This is a genomic window from Rhodococcus ruitaii, assembly GCF_055230935.1.
In genome coordinates, this window is the sequence record NZ_JBUYWC010000003.1 from 520,851 (window position 1) to 533,025 (window position 12,175).

Genomic DNA, 12,175 nt, shown 5'->3' on the forward strand with positions numbered 1-12,175 from the left:
TAGCGATGTCTGCGTCCGATGTGATTGCGCATCCGACCCGTGAAGAGCGAGCAGAGCGCGGTCGCGCCGCTCGGCACGTGACGCCGTTGGAGGCGCTCGCCGAAGTCGACACGAGCTCCGCGCGCGACCCGATCGGGTTACTCGAGCAGCAGGCGAGGTCGCGGGTGCCGGAACTGGTGCCTGTGCGGTACGGACGGATGGCGTCGTCGCCCTTCCCGTTCTATCGGGGCGCGGCCCTGGTGATGGCCGACGACCTGTCGCGTACTCCGAACTCGGGCCTGCGCACCCAGCTGTGCGGCGACGCGCATCTGAGTAACTTCGGGATCTTCGCGACCCCGGAGCGCAAGCTGGCGTTCGACGTCAACGACTTCGACGAGACCTACCCCGGCCCGTTCGAATGGGACGTCAAACGATTGGTGGCGAGCCTGGCCGTCGCGGGTCTGGAGAACGGGTTCAGCGGTAAGCAGGTCAAACGGATCACGAGGGCGTGCGCCGCCGAGTACCGGGAGGCGATGCTCATCCAGGCGGAGCGCGGCAATCTCGCTGTGTGGTACTCGCACATCGAACCGACGACCGAACTCATCGAGCTGCGGAACGAACTCGACGCGACGATGAAGAAACGCACCCGCAAGATGCTCGAGAAGTCGAAGACCCGCGACAGCGTGCAGGCGTTGAGCAAACTCACCGAGCTGGTGAACGGGGAGCGGAAGATCATCCACAATCCGCCGCTGATCGTCCCGCTGGAAGAAGCACTGGCCGTGGGCGACACCGCGGCGCTGTACGGGGAGCTGCATCAGCGCATGCGCTCGTACCGGTCGACGCTGCAGTGGGACCGCCGGGTCCTGCTCGAAGGTTTCGAATTCGTGCAGGCGGCGCGCAAGGTGGTCGGTGTCGGCAGCGTCGGCACCCGCGCGTTCATCTTCCTGCTGCTCGGCGCCGACGACGAAGATCCGCTGTTCCTCCAGGCGAAGGAAGCACAGAAATCGGTGCTGTCCGGGTACGTCGAGGGGCCGACGTTCCAGAACGAAGGAGAGCGAGTCGTCAACGGCCAGCGGTTGATGCAGGCGACGAGCGACATCTTTCTCGGCTGGGAACAAGGCCCCGGGGTCGACGGCGTCCGACGCGACTTCTACCTGCGGCAGTTGCGCGACGGCAAGGGATCGGCGGCGATCGAGATGATGTCGCCGGCGGGGATGACACTGTACGGACGGCTGTGCGGACGGACGCTGGCCTACGCGCATGCCCGCAGTGGCGACCGTATTGCCATCGCCGAATACCTCGGATCGGACACCGAATTCGATGAATCGATGACGGCCTTCGCGAAGACGTACGCGGCGCGCAACATCAGAGATCACGCGTTGCTGGTCGACGCGATCGATCAGGGGACGATCACCGCCAGGCCCGGTCTCTGACGCGTCGGCTTCCCGCGCGCTTATCGGCTATTCGCGCGTGCGATTGCGGGTGTCGGAAGCGGGTGTGCGCGCGGGAAGGTCGTCCCGCGACCCGGGACCTTCGTCGTCCGCGCGAAGGGGACGGGCGAAACACAGTGACGCAACGAAGCCGATCGCCAGCACCGCCGCCGGCAACAGAATCGACTCCGCCATCGCCGAGCTGAAACCGTCGCGGACGAATTCGGGGATCTCGCCGGACATACCCTCCACACCACCTGCGCCGGACAACCCGTTGGCAGCCAGGCGTGCGGTGATGAGTGCACCGATGGCCGCGCTGCCGAGGACCGCACCGACCTGCCGGGTGGTGTTGTAGATGCCGGACCCCGCGCCTGCCTGATGCGGTGGCAGATTGCGCGTTGCGGTCGCGGCGAGCGGCGACCAGATGAACGCGTTGGCGATACCCGTCAACGAGATCGGCAGCAGCAACTCCCAGATCGCGACGTGGGGTGTCATCACCAGCGCCAACCATGCCAACGAGACCGCGAGCATCAGGAATCCCGGTGCCGCGATGTAGCGCGGATGTGTGCGGTCCACCAACTTGCCGACGAACGGGGCGAGTACACCGGACAGCACGGCCATCGGCACCATCAGCAAAGCGGAGCCGGTCGGGGTCAGTGCACGCACACTCTGCGCGTAGAACATCAGCGGCAGCATCATCGACGTGATGGAGAAGCCCATCGACGTGATCGCGATGTTGGCCATCGAGAAGTTGCGGTCGCGGAAGAGCACGAGGGGGAGCAGTGGCTCGTCCTTGTTGCGCGACTGATTCCAGATGAACAGTGCGAGCAGGACGAGTCCGGCTCCGATCATCAGCCAGATCCGCAGCGACCAGTCGTAGGTGTTGCCCTCCTGCAGACCGAACACCAGAAGGAACATGCCCGAAGCGCTCAGCACGACACCGGGAATGTCGAACTTGTGCGGGTGCGTTTCGAGGGCGGGTACGTATCGCATCGCGGCGAGGAACGCGATGACACCGACAGGCACGTTGACGATGAATATCCACTCCCAGCCGAGCCCGTCGACGAGGACCCCGCCGGCCAGCGGGCCGACGAGTGTCGCGACACCGGCGGTCGCGCCCCACAGCCCCATCGCGGTGCCGCGCTTGTCGGGCGGGAAGGTGCGGGTGATGACGGCCATCGTCTGCGGGGTCATCATGGCGGCGCCGAAGCCCTGGAACACCCGGGCGACGATCAGCATCTCGATGCTGCCGGACAGGCCACACCACAGTGACGCCACCGTGAACAGTGCCAGACCGGTCAGGTACAGCTTCTTCGGACCGTACCGGTCGCCGAGGCGTCCGGTGATCAGCAGCGGCACCGCGTACGCGAGGAGGTAGGCGCTGGTCACCCAGACGACGCTGTTGATGTCGGCGGAGAATGCTTCGAGGATCGCCGGGTTCGCCACCGCAACGATGGTGGTGTCGACGAGGATCATGAAGAAGCCCAGGCACAGCGCCCACAGTGCAGGCCAGGGCCTGGCGTAGGTGTGTTGCCGACTTGTCTCGGTCACGTGCTGTCCCTCACCGTCTTGTCGTGTCGGCCACGGAAGCCCGGACGCATCAAGGTACACCCACCGTCGGACAACATATGGACGCTCGCGGACGACGAGGTGGCCGAGTTCACGTGCCCTCGTCTTGTGCGATCCGGCCGTTTCGGAAGATTCGGGGAGCTTTGTGTCACATCACAAGTTTCGATGCCGTTTTGATTGTGAGAATCCAGGTTGAAGAGGGGATAATTCTCCCATGAGCAGCACTTCGGAGGATCAGGGAATCTCCCGGGTAATCCAGCAGTTGAGCACCCGCTTCCCGCAAGTTCCCCTTGCAGAGATCGAAAAGCTGGTGGACGAACAACGGCACGAATTCGACGGTCGCAAGGTTCGGGAATTCGTGCCGCTGTTCGTCGAGCGCAGAGCGCGTGACGTCCTCGACGGGACGCTGACCCCCGGCTGATCCCCGATGAGGAAATACATCGGGCGTTCGCTCGGTGCTTCCCGCGGTTTGCCCGGCGCTCACATCCGCTGCGTAGTAAATCGGGTATGCGCTGCGCAGTGTTCGGAACGGGGTATCTGGGAGCCACGCACGCGGCCTGCATGGCCGAACTCGGACACGAGGTGCTCGGGGTCGACATCGATGCCGGCAAGATCGCGAAGCTCGAAGCGGGCGAGGTGCCGTTCTACGAGCCGGGCCTGGCCGAGATCCTCCGCCGGAACCTCGAAGCCCGACGTCTCACCTTCACCACCTCGTACGCCGACGCGGCCGCATTCGCCGACGTCCACTTCATCTGCGTCGGTACCCCGCAGAAGCGGGGCGAGTACGCGGCGGATCTGTCGCACGTCAACGCTGTCGTCGACGCAGTGAGTCCACTCCTGACCGAGCCCGCGCTGATCGTCGGCAAATCGACGGTGCCAGTCGGGACAGCGGTCGACCTCGCCGAACGGGCCCGCGCTGCGGCGAGCGCCGACGTCGAACTCGTGTGGAATCCCGAGTTCCTGCGTGAAGGTTTTGCGGTGCAGGACACCTTGTCGCCGGATCGTCTCGTGTGCGGAGTGGAGCACAAAGGTCACGGACGCGGAGAATCGATCATGCGCGAGGTGTACTCGTCGCTGATCGACCGGAGTGTGCCGTTCCTCGTCACCGATCTCGCGACCGCAGAGCTCGCGAAGTCGTCGGCGAATGCTTTTCTTGCCACGAAGATCTCGTTCATCAACGCGATCGCCGAGGTCTGCGAGGTCGCGGGTGCAGATGCCGTCGAACTCGCCGACATCCTCGGCCACGACGACCGGATCGGCCGACGTTTCCTGGGCAGCGGCCTGGGATTCGGTGGTGGCTGCCTGCCGAAGGACATCCGCGCCCTCATGGCCCGCGCCGGCGAACTGGGCGCCAACCAGGCGCTGCATTTCCTGCGTGAGGTGGACAGCATCAACATGCGTCGCCGGACGCGGATGGTGGAACTGACGAGGCAGGCGTGCGGCGGCTCGGTTCTCGGCGCACGCATCGCGGTGCTCGGCGCCGCGTTCAAACCGGGCTCCGACGACGTCCGTGACTCTCCGGCGCTCAACGTTGCAGGTCAACTACAACTCGAAGGTGCGGCGGTGACGGTGTTCGACCCGCAGGCGATGGACAACGCACGGCAGGTGTTCCCGACCCTCGGCTACGCGACGAGCGTCCTCGAGGCCTGTGCTCGGGCCGACGCGGTGCTCGTGCTCACCGAGTGGCCCGAATTCCGCGATCTCGACGCGACGCAGATCGGGTCGGTGGTCAACACCCGTGCTGTGCTCGACGGCAGAGCGTGCCTCGACCGCGCGGCGTGGGAGAGCTCCGGATGGACCTATTCGCGGCTGGGTGTCGCGGCGTAGTGGTCATGTTCTCCGATTGTCACGCTGGTTTCGGCGTGGCGAACACCGTAGGTCGCCGACCCGAGTGATATGGAAAATCGCATTGGGTACCATCGGTCGGGTGCGAAGCGCCGGGGGTGGCTGACAGCCGGCGCGACAACGACTGTCAAAGGCGGCTGATGAGTTCGGTTCTCGGTGTAACCGTGGGGGGGAGCGCCGTCCGGATCGTGCGTCCGATCGACCGGACTGCGCCGTCCGCGGGATTCCAATTCCAAGTGGTGGAGACGGGTAAGGACAAGCCCACTCAGCTCGCTGCCCGCACGCTGGGTGTGCTGAGCCAGACCGGTATCGCCGGTGAGTCGATCGATGCGGTGGGCATCGTCTATCGCGACGAAGTGCAGGCCGAACACATCCGCGCGTCGATGAGTGTCGAGCATCTGGACAATTTCACACTCGTCTCCGAACCGGAGGCAGCGCTCGCGTACCTGCAAGCGACCGGTGAGCTGGGCAGCAACACCGCCGTGTTCTACGACCTCGGCGACTCGGGTCTCACTGTCACCGTCGTCGACCTCGGTCTCCGCGAGGTCCTCGCCGAACGCACCGACATCATCGGTGGGCGCCTCTTCGATCAGGTGATCCGCGAACACCAGCTCGACACCAACGGAGTCTGGCGACCCGACGACCCGGCAGCCGACGACGAGCTGTCGGCGCAATGCCGGGAGGCGAAGGAGCAGCTGTCGGAGACCGACAGCGTGGCCGTGCCCGGTGCTGCCGGTGTCGTGCTCATGTCGCGCGACACGTTCGACCCGCTCATCGCGCAGTGCGTCGAGTCGTCGGCGCAGTTCGTGCACCACGTCATCGCGCGTTCCGGTAGTAACCCCGAAGCGGTGGTTCTGCTGGGTGGCGGCGCTCACATCCCCCTCGTGCAGGAAGTGCTGCGTTCGTGGATCGGACTTCCGCTGGTTGTGCCGCACGAGCCCGAACTCGTGCTCGCCAAGGGCGCCGCGATCCTCGCAAGTAAGCCGCCGTCGTCCCAGCCGGTGAGCTCCCTGACCCACATCGTTCCTCGCGCGGTGGACATGTCGGCGGTCACCGAGCGGATCCCGGTGGTCACCGCGCCGGTGAAGGCGTCGGCCCAGCCGGAACCTGCCGTCGCCACGGCGAAGAGGTCGTGGATCGGCGCGCTGACAAGGAAGGGGCCGGAGGTCAGCGGCAAGCAGATCTCCGGTGCGGGTCTTGCCGGAACTGCCCTGGCAGTGGTCGCGGTGATCGGTGTGGGTCTCGGGGCCGGAAACAGTCTGTTCTCCGGGTCGTCCGACGACGAGGGCGCCAGCCCCACCGAGACGGTCGTGACACCCACACCGTCACGGGTCGTCCCGAGCCCGCAGCCGGCAGTCGCACCGGCGACCGTGACGACCACGCCTCCTGTCACCACGACGGTGACGGAGGAAGCGCCTCGTCCGGTTCCGCCCGCTCCCGAGCCGCCGCCACCGCCGCCGCCGCAGCTGATCCCCGGTGTCGACCTGCCGATCATCCAGCTACCGACGATCGAGCTGCCTCCGCTCCCGCAGATTCCGCTGCCTGGCCTCTGAGTTTCCTCCGTGTGTCCGGGTTTCCGTGGGTCATGAGGGAACGGAAACCCAGGAAAGTGGTGGAAGGATTCCGTCACGCACGTTTTCGACCGTCCTCGGCGCGCGCGATCCCTGCTGCGACGACGTCGAACCGGTCCAGATCACGCCACGTCCAGCGGACGACCTGGAATCCGAGGTCGCGGAGGGCGTCTTCTCGGCGCTTCTCCGCCACCAAATCGCGGCGGTCGTCGTATTTGCCGAGTCCGTCGAACTCACCGATGACCCCGCTGTCCCGCCAGAAGAAGTCGAGGCGGTAGGTGCGTCCATTGCGGGTCTGGACGGCCTGTTGCAGGATCGGCGCCGGCAGGCCGCACTCAGCGATGCGCACCCGCGACCGGGACTCACCCACACTCTCGCTGCGCCCGTCGATGAACGCTGCGACTGCACGGGCTGCCCCCGCACCGTGACCCCACGATGCGGCGTCGACGGCGCCGGAAAGTCGATCGCGCGCGGACGGGTCGAGCCTCAGCGCGGCGTCTCCCGCGACGACGGCCTGCTCGAAAGGCAGTGACCGGGCAAGGTCGACGATGGTCCGCTCGATTGAGGTGACGGGAACACCGATGTCGACGACGTCTCCGTCGGATAGCTGGGTCTGGTGCCGATGCAGGATTTCGGTGATGCGCCCCTTGCTCCCTGAGACGTGTACCCGACGAAGGTCGACGTCCCACACATCGACGCCGTGGAGTAGTGCCGCCGAGACGTGGCTCAGTGCGTGTCCCGGTTCGAGCCGGGATCCTTCATTCCTGGCACGGACGCGATGGTGGCCGACGGCGTCGAGCGCGTCGTAGTCGGTGCGACGGAGATACAGTCCGCGCGATATCGGCGCGAGACTGCCGTTCCGAATCGCGTAGGTAATGCGGTCATCGGAGACGCCGCGCGAACGGAGGAGTGCTCGGGTGAGCGGTGTGGGATCCGGCATGCCGTGAGCCTGCCGGAAAACACTTCCCGAAACCCGCGCAAAGGCGACATTGTGGATAACTCCGGCGCCTGTGGATAAACTTTCCCCCACCTGCCTGGGTTTCCGTTGCCTCACGACCCGCGGAAACCCGGACACACGGGCGAAAGTTCGTCAGCGTGAGTGGCGGCCGGCGGGAGCAGCGGGGGCGCCGGTGCGCGCGAGTATCGCGGCGATTCCGGTGGTGAGCGGCACAGACAGGGTCAGCGCGATACCGCCGACACACGCGCGGACCACCTCGATGGCGACGGCGTCACCGGTGATCACATCCGACACCGACCGACCTGCGATCGAGAACAGCAGCAGCAGGGGCAGGGCGCCACCCGCGTAGGCCAGGACGAGGGTGTAGACGGTACTGGCGATGTGATCGCGGCCCACGCGCATCGCCGACCCGAAGATCTCCCGACGTGAGGCCCGCGGGTCGAGGGCTGCAAGCTCGAACGCCGACGACGCCTGAGTGATCGTCACGTCGTTGAGCACACCGAGCGAACCGATGATGAAGCCGGCGAGCAGCAGCCCTGTGATCGACACCTGCTCGATATAGAGCTGCACGTCGGTGTTCTGTTCTTCCGACAGGCCCGTCAGATGCGTCATCTCGATCGCGACGTACGACAACACGGCCGCCAGGGCCATCGACGCGAGGGTGCCCAGGAGTGCGGAACTCGTCCGCAGGTTGACACCGTGTGCGAGATACAGCACCGCGTAGAGGATCAGCGACCCGCCCACCAACGCGACCGGGACGGCAGGCTGCCCGTCGAGCAATGCCGGGAGCATGAACATCACGAGCACACCGAACGCGACACCGAGCCCGATCAGGGCGCGCAGACCGCGCCATCGCGCGACCGCGACGATGACGATCGCGAACGCCGCGACGATCAGCGTGAGTGGCAGGCCTCGGGCGAAGTCGTAGAAGGAGTACATCGTCGCGCCGGACGGATCGGTCTGGCGCACCAGGCGGATCGAATCGCCGGTGTGCAGTTCGGGTTGGCCGGCGCCCGGAATGACCTCGAGCAGCGTGCGGGTACCCGCGTTGGGCCCCGACTCGATGTCGATGACACTGCGCTCGCATTCGAACGCCTGGGTCGGTGGGGGCGTCGGCTCACCCGAGAACACCCGGCCCAGCGATGCGCTTCCGCACCACCCGGTGCTCTGCTCGACGACGGTTCCGGCCTCGGTGACGACGGCGCCGCCGTCGGAGGTCTGAAACGGTGCGGGAATGTCTACGGATTGCTCGCTCGGCCACAGCATCGCTGTGCCGACGAGCACTATCGCGCCGATCGCGACGAGGAGGCCGACGACGATCCTGGCGGCGAGAGGGGCGAGTGGTGCGGGGCCCTCGAAGTGGCCGTGTCCGTGCCCGTGTCCGTGACTCACCGCAACAGGCTAGCCATAGATGGGCGGGAGTCTCGCGGTGGGGGAGAAAGGGCTGGTGGTGGCGGGGAGCAGGGGGTGTCCCCGCCACCTTCACCTGGCTTCGCACAAGGGGGGATGGCGTGAGCCAGGGAGCCCGGCACTCGGAGTGCCAGAGCCCAAGTTACTTGTAGTTTCACCGATCCGGGAAGGCGATTGATGTGTGGGTCCGATCACCCTCGGACAAATCCCCCATACGGACCGGGGGTCGACCTACTCCGACCTGGCCTTTTCCGTTTCCGCACTGCTGAGGTCTCCTTTTGGCAACGATTTCTCACTGCCTGTAACTGGACAGGAAGTTGCCGAATCGCTCGATCGCCACCGCGAGATCACGTGCCCACGGCAGCGTGACGACGCGCAGGTGGTCGTGGTTCGGCCAGTTGAAACCGGTGCCCTGCACCATGAGGATCTTCTCCTGCAGCAGCAGATCCTGGACGAGCTTCTCGTCGTCGTGGATCTCGTAGACCTCGGGGTCGAGTCTCGGGAACGCGTACAGCGCGCCGCGCGGCCTGACGCAGCTGACACCGGGGATCGCGTTGAGACGCTCCCACGCGACGTCACGCTGCTCGAGGAGACGCCCGCCGGGTAGTACCAGGTCGTCGATGCTCTGGTAGCCGCCGAGCGCCACCTGGATTGCGTGCTGCGCGGGGACGTTGGGGCACAAGCGGGTGGAGGCGAGCAGATCGATACCTTCGAGGAACCCGGACGCGTGGTCTTTCGGTCCGGTGATGACCATCCAGCCCGAGCGATACCCGGCGACACGGTAGGCCTTCGACAGTCCGTTGAACGTCAGGCACAGCAGATCGGGGGCCAGCGTCGCCAACGAGATGTGCTTGGCGTCGTCGTAGAGGATCTTGTCGTAGATCTCGTCGGCCAGCAGCAGCAGCTGATGTTTGCGGGCGAGCGCGACGAGCCGCGTGAGAATCTCCGCCGAGTACACCGCGCCGGTCGGGTTGTTCGGGTTGATCACGAGCAGCGCTTTGGTCTTCTCGGTGATCTTGGACTCGATGTCGTCGATGTCCGGGTTCCACTCGTTCGTCTCGTCGCACAGGTAGTGGACCGGTGTGCCACCGGCGAGGGAGGTCATCGCCGTCCACAGCGGGTAGTCGGGCGCCGGGATGAGGACCTCGTCGCCGTCGTCGAGCAGCGCCTGCATCGTCATGGTGATGAGCTCGGACACACCGTTGCCCAGATAGATGTCGTTGATGTCGAACTTGGGGAAGCCCGGCACCAGTTCGTAGCGGGTGACGATGGCGCGGCGCGCGGAGGCGATGCCGCGTGATTCGGAGTAGCCCTGCGCGTGCGGGAGCGACGCGATCATGTCCTGCACGATCGTGTCGGGGGCTTCGAATCCGAATGGTGCCGGGTTGCCGATGTTCAGCTTGAGGATGCGGTGACCTTCGGCTTCGAGGCGGGCGGCGTGGGCGTGTACCGGCCCACGGATCTCGTACAGCACGTTCTGCAGCTTCGACGACTGCTCGAGTGTGCGTGTCATTCGATGATGTAGGTGGCCCTGATCCTCGTTGTTCACGAGGACCATCGTGCCACTGTCGAGCAAATGGATTTCACCCGGATTTTCACGACACGCAGAATTTGTCGGAACTCGGGGGCGACGTTTGTCCGTATCAGTGCAATGATTGGGGCTCCATGCAAGATCTGCTTCGTCGGGGTGATGAAGCGGGACGATTTAGGAGTACTCGGAAATGGCGCAGGGAACAGTCAAGTGGTTCAACGCAGAGAAGGGGTTCGGCTTCATCGAGCAGGACGGCGGCGGAGCTGACGTCTTCGTGCACTACTCCGAGATCCAGGGCTCGGGCTTCAAGAGCCTCGACGAGGGAGCACGCGTCGAGTTCGAGATCGGACAGGGGCAGAAGGGTCCGCAGGCTCAGGGCGTCCGCGTCATCTGACTCGACCCCACAGCTTTCTGCCGGCGGCGTTGCATCGTGAGGTGCGGCGCCGCCGACGTGTGCGTTGGGGCACATCGCCGTGGCAGGACCGTGGTGAGATCGGCGGGATTCGGTAGCATCTACCCGCGTCGGGGGGTCACAGAAATCAGATTGTTTCTGTGGGCAAGCAAGAATCGTGCTCGGGGGCGTCTCCCGAGTGGCTTGGAGCGGGTTGATCGTGTCTTTGAATCGGGGAGGAAGCTCTGTTGCACCGAACACGCAGCAGGGGGCCGGTCGGCGTCAGTGGCGAGATCCAAAGAGGTATCTGTGGCTGTATGGCCTCGCCATCCCGCTGAGTCCGTTCCTCGCATGGGTTCTGGTTCATTACCTACATCTGGGTGTCTTCTGGGCGGCCGGCGCCATCATGATCGCCGTCGTCTGCCCGCTCGTGGACCGCTTCACGAAGCTCGACACGAGTAATCCGCCCGAAGAGGTCATGAAGGGCCTCGAGAACGACAAGTACTACCGGCGTTGTACGTATGTGTACCTGCCGCTGCAGTACGCTGGCCTGTTCTCCGGCTGCTGGATGTTGGCGTCGCAGCCGATGGGTTGGGCCGAACGATTTGCGATGGCCGCGACACTCGGCATCGTCGGTGGCGTCGGAATCAATGCGGCGCACGAGATGGGTCACAAGCGCACCAAGATCGAACGACGACTCGCGAAGATCGCCCTCGCCCAGTCGTTCTACGGACATTTCTACGTCGAGCACAATTTCGGACACCACATCCGTGTCGCGACCCCGGAAGATCCCGCGACCGCGAGGTTCGGCGAGAGCTACTGGAAGTTCTTGCCGCGGTCCGTGTCGGGGAGCCTGGCGTCGGCGTGGAGATACGAGAAGGCGCGACTCGCCCGACGCGGCGTGTCGTTCTGGAACCTCCGGCGAAACAACCTCCTCAACGCGTGGGCGATGAGTGTCGTGCTGTACGCGGTTCTCATCGCGCTGTTCGGCTGGCAGATCGCACCGTGGCTCGTGGTGCAGGCCGCCATGGCGATCATGTTTCTCGAGGGCGCCAACTACCTCGAGCATTACGGACTGCTGCGACGCAAGCGCGACGACGGGAAGTACGTGCGTGTGGCACCCGAGCACAGCTGGAACAGCAACCACATGTGCTCCAATCTGTTCTTGTACAACCTCCAGCGACACAGCGACCACCACGCCAACCCGATGCGGCGCTACCAGACGCTGCGGTCGATGGACGACGCGCCGCAACTTCCCGCGGGATATGCCGTGCTCATCATCCTGTCGTTGTTCCCGCCGCTGTGGCGTCGTGTCATCGATCCGAAACTTCTCGAGCACTACGACTACGATCTGTCACGCATCAACATCGACCCGGACAAGATCGACACTCTGGTTGCGAAGCACGCCCGGTCCGGTGATCCTGTAGCGGGAAAGTAAGCGTTCTATAACGATTTCGTCGCAGCTCCGGGGGGCGCGCGGGTAGGAGACGT

The 12,175-nt window shown here is 65.1% G+C and carries 10 protein-coding genes; 6 read left to right on the forward strand and 4 right to left on the reverse strand.

What is annotated here, in order from left to right:
* Positions 1-5 precede the first annotated feature (5 nt).
* On the forward strand, positions 6-1,412 hold the full coding sequence (locus ACZI8W_RS05515; protein WP_463367479.1) for a DUF2252 domain-containing protein: 1,407 nt from the start codon (positions 6-8) through the stop codon (positions 1,410-1,412).
* 27 nt (positions 1,413-1,439) lie between these two features.
* Here the strand turns inward: ACZI8W_RS05515 and ACZI8W_RS05520 are convergent, their stop codons facing one another.
* The gene (locus ACZI8W_RS05520; RefSeq protein ID WP_463367480.1) at positions 1,440-2,960 is read right to left on the reverse strand and encodes an MFS transporter; all 1,521 of its coding nucleotides are present in this window, start codon (positions 2,958-2,960) and stop codon (positions 1,440-1,442) included.
* A 232-nt stretch (positions 2,961-3,192) separates the two neighbouring features.
* Between ACZI8W_RS05520 and ACZI8W_RS05525 the strand changes: the two genes are divergently transcribed.
* From ACZI8W_RS05525 to ACZI8W_RS05535, 3 genes are all read left to right on the forward strand, one after another.
* Positions 3,193-3,399, forward strand: a complete 207-nt coding sequence (locus ACZI8W_RS05525; RefSeq protein ID WP_463367481.1) for a three-helix bundle dimerization domain-containing protein — start codon at positions 3,193-3,195, stop codon at positions 3,397-3,399.
* Between the two features lie 86 nt (positions 3,400-3,485).
* Positions 3,486-4,805, forward strand: a complete 1,320-nt coding sequence (locus tag ACZI8W_RS05530; RefSeq protein ID WP_463367482.1) for a UDP-glucose dehydrogenase family protein — start codon at positions 3,486-3,488, stop codon at positions 4,803-4,805.
* A gap of 158 nt (positions 4,806-4,963) precedes the next feature.
* Positions 4,964-6,376 carry a DUF7159 family protein gene (locus ACZI8W_RS05535; protein WP_463367483.1) on the forward strand — a complete coding sequence of 471 codons (1,413 nt, stop codon included), beginning with the start codon at positions 4,964-4,966 and terminating at the stop codon, positions 6,374-6,376.
* 73 nt (positions 6,377-6,449) lie between these two features.
* Here ACZI8W_RS05535 and ACZI8W_RS05540 read toward each other — a convergent pair whose 3' ends face one another.
* From ACZI8W_RS05540 to ACZI8W_RS05550, 3 genes are all read right to left on the reverse strand, one after another.
* Positions 6,450-7,334 carry a hypothetical protein gene (locus tag ACZI8W_RS05540; protein WP_463367484.1) on the reverse strand — a complete coding sequence of 295 codons (885 nt, stop codon included), beginning with the start codon at positions 7,332-7,334 and terminating at the stop codon, positions 6,450-6,452.
* A 150-nt stretch (positions 7,335-7,484) separates the two neighbouring features.
* Positions 7,485-8,744 carry a YibE/F family protein gene (locus ACZI8W_RS05545; protein ID WP_463367485.1) on the reverse strand — a complete coding sequence of 420 codons (1,260 nt, stop codon included), beginning with the start codon at positions 8,742-8,744 and terminating at the stop codon, positions 7,485-7,487.
* A gap of 310 nt (positions 8,745-9,054) precedes the next feature.
* Positions 9,055-10,320 (reverse strand): pyridoxal phosphate-dependent aminotransferase, encoded by a 1,266-nt coding sequence (locus ACZI8W_RS05550; RefSeq protein WP_463367486.1) that lies wholly within the window; start codon positions 10,318-10,320, stop codon positions 9,055-9,057.
* Between the two features lie 163 nt (positions 10,321-10,483).
* Between ACZI8W_RS05550 and ACZI8W_RS05555 the strand changes: the two genes are divergently transcribed.
* Positions 10,484-10,687, forward strand: a complete 204-nt coding sequence (locus ACZI8W_RS05555; RefSeq protein ID WP_054717809.1) for a cold-shock protein — start codon at positions 10,484-10,486, stop codon at positions 10,685-10,687.
* Positions 10,688-10,910: 223 nt separating this feature from the next.
* Entirely contained in the window at positions 10,911-12,122 is a 1,212-nt protein-coding gene (locus ACZI8W_RS05560) for an alkane 1-monooxygenase (protein ID WP_463367544.1), read from the forward strand.
* Positions 12,123-12,175: the final 53 nt, after the last annotated feature.